A 16,668-nucleotide genomic window follows, 5' to 3' on the forward strand; every position below is an offset into this window, starting at 1 on the left:
TAAGAATGAGATAAATTAATTATTTATTCTGAGTTATCTCTGTGGTTTTTATAAATGATAATATTTTTTATTTTCACCTGAAATGATGAATCTTAATGCATTAAGTCTAATAAACCCTTCTGCATCTTTTTGGTTATAAACTTCATCTTCTTCAAAAGTAGAGTGAGCTTCAGAGAATAATGATTTTTCAGATTCTCTTCCAACAACAACTACATTACCTTTGTAAAGTTTTAATTTAACTGTACCTTCAACATTTTGTTGTGTAGTATCAATTGCAGCTTGCATCATTTCTCTCTCTGGAGAGAACCAGTAACCTTGGTAGATTAACTTTGCATATTTAGGCATTAACTCATCTTTTAAGTGAGCAGCTTCTCTATCAAGAGTAATTGATTCAATAGCTCTGTGAGCTTTTAACATGATAGTTCCACCTGGAGTTTCGTAACAACCTCTAGCTTTCATTCCAACATATCTATTTTCAACAATGTCAATTCTTCCTATACCATGTTTGTTACCGTAAGTGTTTAATGTTTCTAAGATAGTTGCAGGTGACATTTCTTCACCATTAATAGAAATAGGATCACCACTTTTGTATCCAATAGTGATATATTCAGCTTCATCAGGTGCATTCTCAGGAGAATTAGACCATAACCACATTGATTCTTCAGGTTCAGCATTAGGATCTTCTAAAGATAAACCTTCATAAGAGATATGTAAAAGGTTAGCATCCATTGAATATGGGCTAACAGCTGGATTACCATTTTCATCAATATGTTTTTTATCGATTTCAATTCCATTTTCTTTTGCATATGCAAGTAATTTTTCTCTAGAGTTTAAGTCCCATTCTCTCCATGGAGCAATAACAGTAATATCAGGATTTAATCCTAAATATCCAAGTTCAAATCTAACTTGATCATTACCTTTTCCAGTTGCACCGTGAGATACAGCATCTGCACCCATTTTATTTGCAATTTCAATCTGTTTTTTAGCAATAAGCGGTCTAGCAATAGAAGTTCCTAATAGATATTCACCTTCATAAATAGCATTCGCTCTGAACATTGGGAATACGTAATCTTTTACAAATTCTTCTTTAATATCTAATATAAAAATATTTTCTGGTTTAATTCCACAAGCTAATGCTTTTTCTCTTGCAGGTTCTACTTCTTCGCCTTGACCTAGGTCAGCAGTAAAAGTAATAACTTCAGCATTATACTCATCTTGAAGCCATTTTAAAATTGTAGAAGTATCAAGCCCACCACTGTAAGCTAGTACTACTTTTTTAACATCTTTTTTACTCATTTAACTTATCCTATACATCTAATAAATTTTAAGGTAATTATTTTATCTAATATTAGCTATAATCTTAATTATGAGAATAGATAAATTTTTAAATGCAGTAAATATTACAAAAAGAAGAGCAGTTGCTGAAGACATGCTGGAACACAAAGTTGTTCATATAAATGGCATAGCAGTGAAAAAAGCCAAAGAAGTTAAAGTTGGAGACATGGTTGAGATTAAATATCTTGAGAAAACCGACAAATTTCAAGTTTTACAAATCCCAACAAATAAATCAACTCCAAAATCTAAAATGGATGAATACGTTAAGAAAATTGAAGGATAAATAATGTTTAATTCAGCAAAGTTAAAATTTGATGATATCTTTGAAAATAGACTTCCGGAACAAGAAGTAAAAGACTATTTAATCGAATTATATGAAAGAGGAGAAGATGCAGCTGAAATAGCAGGTGCAGCTAGTGCTATGAGAGATCATCTTATACCTTTACCAATTCATTATGATTTAAAAGAAAAACTAATTGATAATTGTGGAACAGGTGGAGATAAATCAAACTCTTTTAATGTATCTACAACTGTTTCGATTTTATTATCAGCTTGTGATTGTTATGTTGCAAAACATGGTAATAGAAGTATTACTAGTAAATCAGGTAGTGCTGATATGCTTGAAGCATTAGGTATAAATCTTGATATGACATTAGAAAACTCAGCTAGAATGTTAGAAGATGCAGGTTTTTGTTTTATGTTTGCACAAAAACATCACCCGGCTATGAAACATATTATGCCAATAAGAAAATCAATTCCACATAGAACAATTTTTAATATTTTAGGACCATTATCAAATCCTGCAACTGTTTCAAAACAATTAATTGGAGTATTTGATAAATCATTTATCAATAAAATTGCTTATGCTTTAGACATGTTAGATACAAAAAGATCTATTATTGTTTCATCTAAAGATGGAATGGATGAAATTTCAATTTCGGATATTACATATGCAACATCTTTATATAATGGAAAAGTTGAAGACTTTGAAATTAATCCAGAAAATTATGGATTAAAATTAGCTCCTAAAGAAGAGATTGTTGGTGGAGATGCAATATTTAATGCTCAAATAACAAAAGATATTTTATCTAATAAAACAAATGATGCAAAACTTGATATTGTTCTAATTAATGCTGCTGCTGCACTTATAGTAGATGAAAAAGCTAGAGATTTCCAAGATGGAATTGAGATTGCAAGAGATGCCATTCTAAGTGGAAGAGCTAAAACTAAATTAGAAGAAATTATCAAAATTTCTAATCAATTATAAGATAGGATAGTTTTGCAAAAAGAGTTTATTTTAGAATTAGAAGAGATTGATACAATAACTCAATCCTTAAAAGAGACTATTTCAAATGAAGATTGTATTGTAATACTAAGAGGAGATTTAGCAAGTGGAAAAACGACACTAGTTAAAAACTATGTTAAATCTCTAGGAATAGATGATTTAGTTACATCTCCTACTTTTTCACTACAATCAATTTATTCAGAAATGATATTTCATTATGATGTATATAACAAATCATTAGAAGAATTTATTGCATTAGGAATGCTAGAAGAGTTTGAAAAATCTGGTATTCATTTTGTAGAGTGGGGTGATGAAAAACTTCATAAACTTTTACTTGAATATGGTTATAACGTAATACTAGTAAAAATCACAAAAAGAGATAATAAAAGGCAATATAAAATTGAATCATAGACTAGAAGTAAAAGATATTACAAAATCAATTAAAAAAACTCAAATTTTACATGGTATCTCACTAGAAGTAAAATCAGGTGAAATTGTTGGCTTACTTGGACCAAATGGAGCAGGAAAAACTACAACATTTTATACTGTATGTGGTCTTGTAAAACCATCAACTGGAAATGTATATTTTGATGATAAAGATATTACATCATTACCTTTACATAAAAGGGCCCTAAAAGGTATTGGTTACTTACCACAAGAGTCTTCAATTTTCAAAGACTTATCTGTTGAAGACAACTTAATGTTAGCAGCACAAATTGTTACAGATGATAAAGAAGAGCAACACAAAAGAGTTGAAGAGCTACTTGAAATCTTTAATATTGAACCAATTAGACAAAGAAAAGGTGTTTCTTTATCTGGTGGTGAGAGAAGAAGAACAGAAATAGCAAGAGCTTTAGTTTCTCATCCAAAATTCTTATTACTTGATGAACCTTTTGCAGGTGTTGATCCAATTGCAGTAAAAGATATTCAAGAAATTATTCATCAATTAACTAAAATTAATATTGGTGTTTTAATTACAGATCATAATGTTAGAGAAACATTAGAAATTTGTGATAGAGCTTATGTTATGAAAGCAGGGTCTTTATTAGTTAGTGGAACAAGTGAAGAGATTAAAAAAGATACAAAAGTAAGAGAACATTACTTAGGTGAAGACTTTAGTTTCTAAAACAAAAAGTAATAACTACATAGTTATTACTTTGTTTCTCCCTTGATTTTTTGCTTCATATAAAGCATCATCAACTCTAGCAATAAAACTATCTTCTTCATCTTCAAGTTTTAGTACAGATACACCAAAACTAGCTGTAATAGAAAGATCTAAAGAACTTATCTTTTTATTTTCAATTGCCTCTCTAATTTTTTCAGCAACATTTCTTGCACCTTCAAGGTCAGTTTCTGGTAATAAGATTAAGAATTCTTCTCCACCCCAACGTACAACAGTGTCATGTTCTCTAACACTTGCTAATACTATTTGAGAAATATCTTTTAAAACTTCATCCCCAATTTGGTGTCCATGAGTATCATTTATATTTTTAAACAGATCTAAATCAAATAAAACAAGTGATAGATCATTTTTATATCTAATACCTCTTCTTATTTCTTTACCAAATAACTCTTTGAATTTATTTCTATTATTTAAACCTGTTAAAGAATCATGACTTGCTTGATACTCTAATAAATTAGATTTTTCTTTTAATTCTGTAACATCAGTTAATGAGATAACAAAATAGTCTATCTTATTATCATAGTTATCAATATTTACAGTAAAAACTCTCTCTTCATTATTTTTATTTTTTATTTTTACAACTCTATCAACTTCTGGAAGATTCTTAATATATTTAATCCAACAATCTTGTTTTATTAATAAAGTTCTAGTTACAAAGCCATATTCTTCTTGGAAAAAATCATAAATATTATCAGTCTTTTCTGTAAATTCATCAATTGAATTAACTTCAAAGAAATCTAAGAATTTCTTATTAACATTCGTAATAGTTTCATTGTTTGTAACAATTACAATATTATCTTGTGCATCAAGAATTGATTTTATCTTTTGAATTTCTTGTTCAACTCTAGTTTCTAATGAAATATTTAGTTGTTCAAGTTTTCTTTTTAAAATAATAGGCTCAATTGCTTTAATCATACTCTCAACTAATTGGTATAAATCAATTGGTTTCATAGCATAAGTATTTACACCTACATCAATAGCTTTTTTTAGAAAATTTGGATCATTATGAGCACTTGTAATAACAATAGGAATTAAATCATTTATTTTTTTAATTCTAGTACACATTTCTAAGCCATCCATTTTTGGCATATTAATGTCAGAAACAATTAAATCAATCTGATCTTGATGTTTTTCAAATGTTTCTAATCCTACTAATCCATTTTCAGCAGAATATACTTTTTTTACAAGAGATCCTAATAATTTTGATGTAAACTCTCTTACATCATTTTCATCTTCAACATATAAAACAGAAATGTCTTGTAATATTTCTTTATTCATTTGTATCTCCTGGAAATTCATATAAATCTGGTTTTGATATTGGTGCAGAGAAATAATAACCTTGTGAAAAGTCAGCTCCTAAATCTTTAATAATATCAAATATCTTTTCATTCTCAACAAACTCTGCAATTGTTTGTAAGTTTAAACTTTTTGCAAATTCTATAATTGTTTTTGTAATCTTATATGAGTTTTCATCTGTTGCAATATTCTTAATTAATGATGCATCAATTTTTAAATAATCAACATTCATTTTTAATAAATGCTCAAAGTTTGAGTATCCTGAACCAAAATCATCAATTGCAACTTTACAACCTAATGCTTTAATCTCATCAATAAAAGAGATTAAAAAACTATAGTTTTTTACATTTTCATCTTCTAGAATTTCAAATACAACTCTATTTCCAACTTTATATTTTCTTAGCATTTCTTTAATAAAATCTAAGAACCCAGGTTCTTCAATATCTTCATAAGAAATATTTACAGAAAATTCAAATGGTAAATTTTCAAATCTTTTAAAAGATTTTTCAATTACTATCTTTGTAAGTTTTGTATATTGGTTAGATTTTTTTGAAATATCTAAGAAAAAGAATGGTGAAATAACCTTTTCTTCTTCATCAATTAGTCTTACTAAACACTCATACTTATCAACTTTCATTGTATTATTGTTAATTAAAGGCTGAAAAAATACTTCAATTTTATCATTAATAAATGCAGCTTTTAGTTTTTTAGTCCAAAGCATATTATTTTCATACTCTTGAAATTTGTCAAGTTCATCATAAAATACTAAGTAATCTTTATGATCTTTTTTTGCTGATTGCAATGCAATATCAGCAGTAATTAGCTTATTATTCTTATGAGAAAAAGAGATTCCGCAAGTAAGTTTTACATCAATCTCATATTGATCAAAATGGAATACTTTTTTATATACAGAATCAACTATATCTCTTATTATCTCAAGAAATTTATCTTGTTCTAAAGTTGTATTAGTAACACAATAAGTATCCGCAGGGAACTTATATAGACTTAAATCTGGATAGTTTTCAATACTTGCATAAATTAGTTCTCCAACACCTTTTAGTATGGAATCACCAATTTTATGACCAAAGAAGTCATTAATCTCTTTAAATGAGTTAATATCTAAAATAGAAATTGATTCTAATATTAAATCTTTATTACTTTGTAATTGTTCAATTAATCTTGCTCTATTAGGTAACTTTGTTAAGTTATCTGTATATAAAAGATTATCTAGATCATTTTTATATTTTATTTCATGGCTAATATCAGTTAGTAAAATAATACTTGTATTGTTATGTGTTAAATTAATTCTTTGAATTGAGAAAAATTTCTTTTCATCATTTTCATTAATAATACAAACTTTTGTGCCTTTTTCATCACAATATTTTAACCAGTCTTTATTTTCTTTAGTAACTGTAGATGTTTCTTCAATTTCAAAAGCATTAGAAATTACATTGTATTTTCTATTAACTTCATTCTCATTTTCACAACCAGTAAGTTTATTAAAATGATCATTTGTAAAAATGGCATTAAAACCATCTGTTATGAAAAGTGGATTATTTATATTTTTGATTACTGAACTTGAAAGTTCATGTTCTTTTTGTAAGAAACTATCTTTTTTGAATGCTCGTGTGTAATATTCAAATTTTGAAAGAATTTCTTCATAGTTTAAAGGTTTGATTAAAATATCCATTTCTCTTAATGATGAACTACCAGAGGGTAGTTCATTTGCTAAAAGAATTACATAGATACCTAAATCATTACATTTCTCTATTATCTCACTATGATTGTCAATACTCGTACTTAACAAAACAAGATTACTATTTTCAATATTAAATAGAATTTCATCACCATTTGATGAAAAACTTATATTAATATCATCTAATTTATCTTTAATAAACTGATTGAAATCTTTGAAATCTTTTAGACTAATATCAGCTATTAATACATTGAAACGCATCATTTACCTTAAACTTATAATTTTTATAGTTTTCCATAAAATTGCTTTAATATTACTTTATATTCTTATTTTTACTCTGTTTTTATTATTTATTAAAAATTTTTAACGCATTATCCAAATCTTCTTGAGTATCAATACCAAAAGATTTTGATTCAACTTTAACCATTGCTATTATATTTCCGTTGTCAATTGCTCTTAGTTGTTCTAATTTTTCAACTGATTCCAATTTAGAAGGAGATAATGAGCAAAAATTATTTAATGATTTTTTAGTGAATCCATAGATACCTAAATGGCCATTATAAATTGCATTTTCATAGTGATCTCTATGATAAGGAACTTTAGCTCTGGAGAAATAAATTGCATTAGTATTTTCATCCAGTACAACTTTAACATGGTTTGGATCATCAGCAAGTTCTGAGCTAATTTGTTTATGACAAGATACAATCATTACATCTTCATTATCTTCATTTACTTTTTTAACTCTATTTATTACAGCTTGAACTACCTCTGTTTCAATAAAAGGTTCATCAGCTTGAACATTAATAATAATTTCATTGTCATCTAAATTTAACTTGTTTACTGCTTCATTAATTCTATCCGTACCACTTTGGTGTTCACTTGATGTCATTACAGCATCAAAACCATGTTCTTTTGCTAAATCTATAACTTCTTGTGAATCTGTTGCAATTACAACTTTATCTAATGAACTAACTTGTTTAGCTGTTTTGATTACCATTGGTAAGCCTAAAATATCAACCAATATTTTATTAGCAAATCTACTTGAATTCAATCTTGCAGGGATGATTATCATATTTATATTCCTTCTTGTAAAACCTTATTTAAAGTAGATGTATTATATTATAAAATCTTTAAATAACTATATGAAAGAAGAAATTAATGAAAAAAACAATAACTGTTATAGATACTTTTGGATTCTTATTTAGAGCTTATTATGCTCTACCTCCATTAAAATCAAAAACTGGTTTCCCAACAGGATTACTAACTGGTTTTATGAATTTTGTTTCAAATGTAGGTAAAGATTTTCAAACAGACTATATAGTATTTGCACTTGATTCTAAAGGTGATACTTTTAGAAGTGATATATATCCAGAATATAAATCTCATAGACCAGATGTTCCAGAAGATTTATTAAAACAATTACCAATTGCAATTGATTTCATTGAAAAAATGGGCTTTAAATCAGCTATTAAAACAGGTTTTGAAGCAGATGATCTTATCGCATCTATTGCATATGATGCAAAAGAAAAAGGTTTAGAAGTAAGAGTTGTATCACATGATAAAGATTTATACCAACTAATACAAGAAGATATATTCTTATTTGACCCAATTAAAAAAACAGTTATTACAGAAGTAGAATGTTATGACAAGTATGGAGTTTATCCTAGCCAATTTACTGATTATCAATCATTATTAGGGGATAGCGCGGATAATGTTCCTGGAGTTAAAGGAGTAGGGGCTAAAACAGCTGAAGCTTTAATCAAAGAATACGGGACACTTGATAATATTTATGAAAACTTAGAAAATATTGAGAAAAAAAGATGGAAAACTTTATTAACAGATGGTAAAGAATTAGCTTATATTTCAAAACAATTAGTTACTTTAAGTACAGATTGTCATTGTATTGATAATTTAGATGAGTTTCAATTACCCAATGAGAATCCAATTTTAAAAATCTCTGATACTTTAATGGAATATGATTTACATAGAATTATTGACAGAGTAAATAAAAATGGCTTGAATTATAAAACAAAACTTCCAGATGCTCCTGCACCAAAAGTAGAAATAAAAAGAGATTATATTCTTCTAAATAATGAAAATGAATTAATCAAAGTAATTAATTCAATTCCAAAAGATTCTATTGTAGCTTTTGATACAGAAACTACAGATGTAGATACTAAAAGTGCAAAAATAGTAGGATTCTCATTTGCATGGGAAGATGATAAAGCTTATTATGCACCAATAGGGCATTTTTATTTAGGAGTAGAAGATCAAATAAGTTTAGATAGTGCAAAAAAAGCTATTGAATTATTAAATAACTACAAATTAGTTTTACAAAACTTCAAATATGATTATGTAATTGTTAAAAAGAATTTAAATATAGAATTAACTTTATACGCAGATACAATGATTTTAGCTTGGTTATTAAATACAAGTGAAAAAGTGGGATTAGATTATCAAGTAGATAAATATTTTGACCATAAAATGATTGCTTTTAAAGATGTAGTAAAAAAAGGTGAAAACTTCTCTAATGTAGAATTATCAAAAGCTTGCGAATATGCAGCTGAAGATGCTTTAATGACATTAAAGCTATTTAATAAGCTTTTAGAGAGATTTAAAGAGACAGAAAATGAAACTTTATTAGAATTAGCATTTAGTACTGAATTTGACTTTATTAATGTATTAGCGAATATGGAAGATAACGGTGTTAAGATCAATACTAAGCAATTAGAGGACTTAAAAGTATCAAATAGTGCATTTGTTCAAGAATTAACTTCTAAGATATATGAAGCAGCTGGTGGAGAGTTTAATATTAACTCGCCTAAACAATTAGGAGTTATATTATTTGAAACACTAGGACTACCAGTAGTTAAAAAAACAAAGACTGGGTATAGTACAAATGAAGTGGTATTACACAAACTAATTGATTCACATGAAATTATTCCTTTACTATTACAATATAGAGAAGCTTTTAAACTACAATCAACTTATATTGAACCATTATTAGAACTTGCGCTTAAAAATGATGAAAATAAAATTTTTACTTCATTTTTACAAACTGGAACTGCAACAGGTAGATTAAGTTCAAAAAATCCTAATTTACAAAATATTCCAGTAAGAAGTGAAGCAGGTGGGAAAATAAGAAAAGCATTCATTGCAAGAGAAGGCTACAAACTTGTTGGTATTGATTACTCTCAAATTGAATTAAGACTTCTTGCTCACTTTAGTGAAGATGAAGCTTTATTAAATGCATTCAATAGTGGCCTTGATATTCATAGACAAACAGCCGTTAAAATTTTCGGTGAAGAATTAGCAGATGAAAAAAGATCAATAGCAAAATCAATTAACTTTGGATTACTATATGGTATGGGTTCAAAAAAACTTGGAGATACTCTTGGAATTCCTTCTAAAGAAGCAAAAGTTTATATTGAATCATATTTTGATGCATTCGTTAGTGTAAAAAATTATCTTAAATCAATTGAAGAGTACTCATATGAGCATGGATTTGTAAAAACATTATTAAATAGAAAACGATTATTTGACTATGATTCAGCAAATGGAATGCAAAAAGCAGCATATTTAAGAGAATCAGTTAATACTTTATTTCAAGGAAGTGCAGCCGATTTAATTAAACTTTCAATGATTGAAATTGATAAAAAATACAAAAATAACCAAGATATTAAAATGCTACTTCAAATCCATGACGAACTTATCTTTGAGATTAAAGATGACATGATTGAAGAAATAACTAAAGATTTAGTTAGTATTATGGAGAATATTTTAGAGTTAAAAGTACCTTTAGAGGTGTCAAAGTGTGTAGGAATGACATGGCAGGATTTAAAATAAGCTTAATGCTAACTTAATATTGTAAAATATCCTACTATTATTTTGACAAATAAAGAAATATTTGTTATTATTATGTCTTAAATCAATATATAAAGAGTATTTACATGTTAAAAACAGTTAGAAATATAAGAAAATTATATAACGCAAAGTTACTTTTTATTAGTAGTGACGAAAACGTACAACAAACGATTGAGAATGAGTTTGATGATTATTTTAAAGAATTAAAAATTGCAACAAATATTAATGACGCGCTTGAATTAGCATGTTCTAACAGTTATGATATGGCTGTTATTGATACTAATATCAAAGATGTATCTTTTTCAGAATTATGTTCTGAATTAGGTCAGTTAGCACCAACATTACCAAAAATTGTAATTTCTGATTCTGATGAAAATGAAAACATCGTTTCAGCTATTAATAATGGTGCTTATACTTTTCTTTCTAAACCATTAAGAGCTAAAGATATTAAATTAGCTGTTATTATGTGTTTAAACCAAACTAAAAGAGGCGATAAAATCGAATTTGATAATGGTATCTACTTTGATGAGTATAGAGACCAATTTTTTAAATCAGGTGGAGTTCTAATTGACTTTACAAGATTAGAAAAATCATTCCTTAAATTATTAATTACTAAGCGAAATGATATAACAGATTATGATATGATTAAAGAAGTAGTTTGGAAAGGTAAGGATATGTCAATTTATACGATGAGAAATATCGTAAATAAAATTAGACAAAAAACTTACTATGAAATTATTAAAAACCACTCTAACAAAGGGTATACAATAGACAATCTTAAAAAATAAGATTGCCTATTTGCAAAATATTAATAAAAAAGTTATAATATGGAAGAACTAATCGTTTCAAAAGAAGAATTAGTCCAATTGTTTGAAGATCAGACTATCGAAGATACTGGTCGAGGATGGTTAATGGAAGGTAAAGAAGTAGAAATTATTGCTTTACATGATGTTGATCCTAAATTCCTTCAAGACGTAACAAATGCTAAGTTCTACAAATTAATTCAAAAAGGTAAATAATAATGTCGCATTGTCCTTATTGCAAAAAGAAGATTGCTATGAGTAAGGCTTTTTGTTCAAGAAGCTGTAAAGAAAACTATTTTCAACTAATCGCTATTCAAATTCCAAAGCCATTTTTAAAAAGAATATTTGTTTTTTGTACACCAGAACAAAGAGAAACTGAAATCGAAAATTTTGCTAACAGACATGGCTGGAGATTAGATTTATTAAAGAAAAAGATTGATGAACTGGCTATTGAGTCAGGTTACATTGAAGAGAATAGTTAACATATATTGTTAACTACTATCTCTAATTATTTTTTAATTTACTTCTTTTACTAATGTAAAAAAATGTTGCTAAGCATATTAGTAATACACCCATTGACTGTAAAATTCCCATAGTTAACCAATCACTATATAAGAACCCTAACTGTACATCAGGCTGTCTGAAAAACTCTGCTGTAATTCTCATTGCAGAATAAAGAATTCCATACATTAAAGCTAATTGTCCATCAAAAGATTTTCTTTTTCTGAAGTAAGCTAAAATTGCAAATACAACTAAACCTTCTAATATTGCTTCATAAAGCTGTGAAGGGTGTCTTAATGTATTTCCTACATAAATTCCCCAAGGAACATCTGTAACTCTACCTACTAATTCTTGATTAAAGAAATTACCTATTCTTCCAAAAACATAAGCGGCTGAAATACCAAGTACTGCAATATCTGTTAAGAACCAAAAAGAAACTTTATTTTTTCTACAGAATAAATAAGAAGCTAAAATAAACCCAATAAAAGCTCCATGATAACTCATCCCTGAGATACCTGTAAAAGTTCCATCAACAAAAGGATTAAATATTTGCCATGGATTTGTTAAGTAATACATTGTATTAGGATCATAGAATAATATATATCCTATTCTAGCGCCTAAGATTACACCAATTTCTGCCCACCAAATATAAGAATCAAATAAATCATTTGATATTGGTAATTTATCTTTTTTGATAAACCACTTTGCTATCATAATAGCTGAAAGTAGGGCAAGCGCATACATAATTCCATACCAGTGTACAGAAATAGACCCAAGGCTAAACGCCACTGGGTCAAAGTTTGAATATATATTTTGCCAATATTCCATTATATTAGTCTAATGCCTCCGCAATTAATTCAATAGGATTTTTAAACTTAACATCTACATCAGATTGATATAAAGAGTTAGTTATTTGCATCCTACATGCAGAACACTCAGCACTAACTATTTGAGCTTTAGTTTCTTTAATCATTGCAGCTTTTGGAGCACCTGCAGCTTTTGCGAAATCATATTTCTCAGTTTGCATAGTAACACCACCAAATCCACAACATCTATTAGAATCACTCATTTCAGTTAATACATAATTTTGTTTTAATAGATTTCTAGGTTCTTGCCAAACACCTTGCATTTTCTTAGCATGACAAGGATCATGGTAAGTAATAGTTTCGTCAAATTTCTTTTCAGATTTAGCTAAAAGAGCAGCTAACTGAGTATTTTGATCTAACCATTTTGTAGCCATAAAGATTTTTTTAGAAATCTTAGCAGCTCTCTCTTTCCATTCTGGTTGATCATGTAAATAATGTTCCCAGTCTTGGTTAATCATTGCAGAACATGTAGCTTCTGGAATAATAACAGCATCAACTTCATCAATCCAAGTTTCAAAATATTGAATGTTTTCTTTTACTAAATAATCAACAGTATCAAAAGCACCTGTAAAATATGCAGGAGCTCCACAACAAAGTTGTTTTTTAGGAATCATAATATCAAGTTCTAGTTTTTTAAGAATTTTAACTAGTGAATCACCAGTATTAGTATATGTATAATTACTCATACAACCAATAAAAATTGCCACTTTGTTCTTTTTATTTTCTTCAATTTTTTTATGTTTTGCAAAAATATTTTCAGGATATTTTCTTAAGAAACTTCTCATATCTGCAAAAGGTAAAACTCTATCTTTTTTAACAATTGGAAGAGAGAATCTTGGAAGTCCTGATTGTTTTGTTTTATCGATTTTTAATGCACAAGTTTGGAACATCCATCCAAGAGATGATAATAAGTCCATAGTTTTTCTATGTCTTAGTAAGTAGAAAAATAGTCTTTTGTACCACGCAATTCCATATTTCTTAGCAATATCACTTCTTACTTGTTCAATAACCATATCCGTAGGTAAATCATTTGGACAGGCTTCAACACAGTTAGTACATAAGAAACATGATTCAAAAATATCTTTAGCATTTTGATCTAGTTCTAATTCATCATTTTCATAAGCACCAAGTAAATCAATAAATCCTCTTGGACTTGTTGTTTCATCTTGATTAATATTAAAAATAGTACAAACTGGTTTACATTTACCACACTTTACACAATCATCTACGATTGCATTATAATTAAATTTATTTGTTGTTGCCACTTTATCTTAACCCTTAATTTATAAATATTTATATTTAATATAAGCAATTTAATATACAATAATTTGTGTTAATAGTTTATAAATAGTAGCAGTATGGTAGCAAAACAGGGGTGTGATTAAATTTTGAAAAGAGATTTATAAGGGGAAAGGAAAAAGAGATTCTAAGACTATATAGTCTTAGAAAATCTTCTTTTATCTTCAGGAATTTTATTTAAATACGCATCAAATGGCATACAAATATTTCTAATAAGCATAGTTCCTGTTTGTGAAACTTGAATTTTATCTTCAGTAATTTCAACAAGTTCAGCTTCAATGAATTCTTGAAGTGCTTCAATTGCATCTGCAAAATATTCATTAAAGTTTACGTTAAATTCTTCCTCAACTCTTTTGATATTTAAAGAGAAGTTAGACATAAGTTCCATAATTACAAATTGTCTTAATTGATCATCATCAGATAATCTATAACCTTTGAATACTGGTAAATCACCATTATCTAAAGCTTCTTCATAAGTTGGAATATCTTTAAAGTTTTGAGCATAATAATCAACTCCATTACCAATAGAAGTTAAACCAATTCCAATTAAATCAGCTCCACCTTTAGTAGTATATCCTTGGAAGTTTCTATGTAACTCACCTTTTTCAATAGCTTTGAATAATTCATCTTCAGGTTTTGCAAAGTGATCCATTCCTACCATTTTATAACCATTAGATGTAAAGAAGTCTATTGTATCTTTTAACATCTCTAGTTTTTCCTCTGGTTGAGGGAAAGTAGTTTCATCGAACTTTCTCATAGTTTTCATAAGCCATGGAACATGAGCATAATTAAATACTGCAAATCTATCAGTATCTAATGTAATCATCTTTTCTAATGTTCTTTTGAAACTTTCTCTAGTTTGATGAGGAAGTCCATAAATTAAGTCTGTATTAACAGAGTGAATTCCAGCTTCTCTAGCAATTTTAATTACATTTTGAGTTAATTCAAATGGTTGAATTCTATGAATTGTTTTTTGAACAGTTTCATCTAAGTCTTGTACTCCAAAACTTAATCTATTACATCCACCAGCTTTAAGAACATCCATATGCTCTTTAGTAAAGAATCTAGGATCAACTTCACATGATACTTCAGCATCTGCTCTAAAGTTAGGGAAAACTTCTTTTACAGCGTTAATAACTTCTTCTAATTGCTGTGGAGAGAAGAACGTAGGAGTTCCTCCACCAAAGTGCATTTGAGTTACTTCTCTATTAGTATTTAGATGATCTTTTAATATATTTAATTCTTTTTTTAAGTATGTAATATATTCAACTTTTTTCTCTTCTTTAGAAGTGAAAATTGTGTTACATCCACAGAAATAACATGCACTTCTACAAAATGGCATGTGAATATAAATAGATAAAGATCTATCATCACTTTGATTTTTATAATACTCTTTTAAATCAACTTGTGTAAACTCTTCGCTAAACTCAGGAGCTGTAGGATATGAAGTATATCTAGGTCCTGGTCTTGAATATTTTTTAAATTTTGAAAAATCAATCATTATACGTTTCTCTTTTTATCTAGCCAAACCATTACACCTTTTTGTGCATGTAATCTGTTTTCAGCTTCTTGGAATACTAAACTTCTTTCTGATTCAAAAACTTCTTCACTTACTTCATAACCTCTATATGCAGGTAAACAATGTAAGAAAATAGCTTTATCATCTGCTTTATTCATCATTTCAGTATCAACAATATAACCATCAAATTCTTTTACTTTTTGCTCTTTTTCATCTTCTTGTCCCATTGATACCCAAGTATCAGTTGTAACAACAGTTGAACCCTCAACTGCAGCTTTAGGATCATTACCAATAATGATTTTTGCGCCTGATTCTTTTGCAAACTCTAAAGCTGTAGCTAAAATATCAGCATCAACTTCATAACCTTTAGGAGTTGCAATTCTTAATTCAAAACCTAATTTTGCAGCCATATTAAGCCAAGAGTGTGCTAGGTTATTTCCATCACCAACATATGCAACTACTAAGTTTTCATCTAATCCAGCTTCTTGAATAGTCATATAATCAGCCATTAATTGAACTGGATGATATTCATTTGTAAGCCCGTTAATTACAGGAACTTTTGAATGATGTGCAAATTCTTCTAGCTTACTTTGTTCAAAAGTTCTAATCATTACCATATCAACCATTCTTGAAATTACTCTAGAAGTGTCGCTCATTGGCTCTCCACGTCCTAGTTGAATATCATTTGATGAAAGAAATAGTCCAACTCCACCTAATTGGTAAATACCAGTTTCAAAAGAAACCCTTGTTCTAGTTGAACTTTTTTCAAAAATCATTCCCAAAGTTTGTTTTGGCATATAATCTTTAAATTCTCTTCGTTTCGTCTCATCTTTGATTTGTTTAGCTAAATCTAGTATTTCAAGAATCTCTTCTTTTGAATAGTCTGCTAATGTTAAGAAATGTCTCATAATTATTCCTCTGTAAATTAATAAAAACAAACATTCTATTTAATTTAGCTTTACTTCTAACTTAAATTTTATTCTTTTTATATTTATTTTTAGAAATTATTGATGGCTATCAA

At 28.0% G+C, this 16,668-nt stretch carries 16 protein-coding genes; 8 read left to right on the plus strand and 8 right to left on the minus strand.

What is annotated here, in order from left to right:
- Window positions 1-48 precede the first annotated feature (48 nt).
- The gene (locus ALEK_RS08935; protein WP_071625503.1) at window positions 49-1,296 is read right to left on the minus strand and encodes an argininosuccinate synthase; all 1,248 of its coding nucleotides are present in this window, start codon (window positions 1,294-1,296) and stop codon (window positions 49-51) included.
- Window positions 1,297-1,366: 70 nt separating this feature from the next.
- Here ALEK_RS08935 and ALEK_RS08940 point away from each other — a divergent pair, with 70 nt between their 5' ends.
- Genes ALEK_RS08940 through lptB form a run of 4 tightly spaced genes read left to right on the plus strand, consistent with a single transcriptional unit; the run spans window position 1,367 to window position 3,746 of the window.
- Entirely contained in the window at window positions 1,367-1,618 is a 252-nt protein-coding gene (locus ALEK_RS08940; protein WP_071625502.1) for a S4 domain-containing protein, read from the plus strand.
- Window positions 1,619-1,621: 3 nt separating this feature from the next.
- The gene (trpD, locus tag ALEK_RS08945) at window positions 1,622-2,602 is read left to right on the plus strand and encodes an anthranilate phosphoribosyltransferase (protein ID WP_071625501.1); all 981 of its coding nucleotides are present in this window, start codon (window positions 1,622-1,624) and stop codon (window positions 2,600-2,602) included.
- A 12-nt stretch (window positions 2,603-2,614) separates the two neighbouring features.
- Window positions 2,615-3,031 (plus strand): tRNA (adenosine(37)-N6)-threonylcarbamoyltransferase complex ATPase subunit type 1 TsaE, encoded by a 417-nt coding sequence (tsaE, locus tag ALEK_RS08950; protein WP_071625500.1) that lies wholly within the window; start codon window positions 2,615-2,617, stop codon window positions 3,029-3,031.
- Complete coding sequence (gene lptB / locus ALEK_RS08955) at window positions 3,021-3,746, plus strand: LPS export ABC transporter ATP-binding protein (protein WP_071625499.1); 726 nt, start codon at window positions 3,021-3,023, stop codon at window positions 3,744-3,746. The genes tsaE and lptB overlap by 11 nt, the downstream gene beginning before the upstream one ends.
- 15 nt (window positions 3,747-3,761) lie before the next feature.
- Here the strand turns inward: lptB and ALEK_RS08960 are convergent, their stop codons facing one another.
- The 3 genes from ALEK_RS08960 to kdsB form a co-directional block, all read right to left on the minus strand.
- Complete coding sequence (locus ALEK_RS08960) at window positions 3,762-5,081, minus strand: GGDEF domain-containing response regulator (RefSeq protein ID WP_071625498.1); 1,320 nt, start codon at window positions 5,079-5,081, stop codon at window positions 3,762-3,764.
- On the minus strand, window positions 5,074-7,056 hold the full coding sequence (locus ALEK_RS08965) for an EAL domain-containing protein (RefSeq protein ID WP_071625497.1): 1,983 nt from the start codon (window positions 7,054-7,056) through the stop codon (window positions 5,074-5,076). The genes ALEK_RS08960 and ALEK_RS08965 overlap by 8 nt, the downstream gene beginning before the upstream one ends.
- A gap of 85 nt (window positions 7,057-7,141) precedes the next feature.
- Window positions 7,142-7,867, minus strand: a complete 726-nt coding sequence (kdsB, locus tag ALEK_RS08970) for a 3-deoxy-manno-octulosonate cytidylyltransferase (protein ID WP_071625496.1) — start codon at window positions 7,865-7,867, stop codon at window positions 7,142-7,144.
- 86 nt (window positions 7,868-7,953) lie between these two features.
- On the opposite strand from kdsB, the gene polA reads away from it, so the two are divergent.
- From polA to ALEK_RS08990, 4 genes are all read left to right on the plus strand, one after another.
- The gene (gene polA / locus ALEK_RS08975; protein WP_071625495.1) at window positions 7,954-10,641 is read left to right on the plus strand and encodes a DNA polymerase I; all 2,688 of its coding nucleotides are present in this window, start codon (window positions 7,954-7,956) and stop codon (window positions 10,639-10,641) included.
- A gap of 104 nt (window positions 10,642-10,745) precedes the next feature.
- Entirely contained in the window at window positions 10,746-11,447 is a 702-nt protein-coding gene (locus ALEK_RS08980; RefSeq protein WP_071625494.1) for a response regulator transcription factor, read from the plus strand.
- Window positions 11,448-11,486: 39 nt separating this feature from the next.
- Complete coding sequence (locus ALEK_RS08985; protein ID WP_071625493.1) at window positions 11,487-11,678, plus strand: hypothetical protein; 192 nt, start codon at window positions 11,487-11,489, stop codon at window positions 11,676-11,678.
- Between the two features lie 2 nt (window positions 11,679-11,680).
- Window positions 11,681-11,944, plus strand: coding sequence for a DUF2116 family Zn-ribbon domain-containing protein (locus ALEK_RS08990; protein WP_083574566.1), 264 nt, complete (start codon window positions 11,681-11,683; stop codon window positions 11,942-11,944).
- Between the two features lie 22 nt (window positions 11,945-11,966).
- Here the strand turns inward: ALEK_RS08990 and lgt are convergent, their stop codons facing one another.
- The 4 genes from lgt to argF all read right to left on the minus strand — a co-directional run bounded on the left by lgt (window position 11,967) and on the right by argF (window position 16,555).
- Window positions 11,967-12,791: a prolipoprotein diacylglyceryl transferase gene (gene lgt, locus ALEK_RS08995; RefSeq protein ID WP_071625491.1), complete on the minus strand. Its 825-nt coding sequence runs from the start codon at window positions 12,789-12,791 to the stop codon at window positions 11,967-11,969.
- 4 nt (window positions 12,792-12,795) lie between these two features.
- Window positions 12,796-14,094, minus strand: coding sequence for a (Fe-S)-binding protein (locus ALEK_RS09000; RefSeq protein WP_071625490.1), 1,299 nt, complete (start codon window positions 14,092-14,094; stop codon window positions 12,796-12,798).
- Between the two features lie 167 nt (window positions 14,095-14,261).
- Complete coding sequence (gene hemN / locus ALEK_RS09005) at window positions 14,262-15,629, minus strand: oxygen-independent coproporphyrinogen III oxidase (protein ID WP_071625489.1); 1,368 nt, start codon at window positions 15,627-15,629, stop codon at window positions 14,262-14,264.
- Complete coding sequence (argF, locus tag ALEK_RS09010) at window positions 15,629-16,555, minus strand: ornithine carbamoyltransferase (protein ID WP_071625488.1); 927 nt, start codon at window positions 16,553-16,555, stop codon at window positions 15,629-15,631. The genes hemN and argF overlap by 1 nt, the downstream gene beginning before the upstream one ends.
- Window positions 16,556-16,668: the final 113 nt, after the last annotated feature.

Origin of the sequence: Poseidonibacter lekithochrous (assembly GCF_013283835.1) — a bacterium.
Taxonomy (GTDB): domain Bacteria; phylum Campylobacterota; class Campylobacteria; order Campylobacterales; family Arcobacteraceae; genus Poseidonibacter; species Poseidonibacter lekithochrous.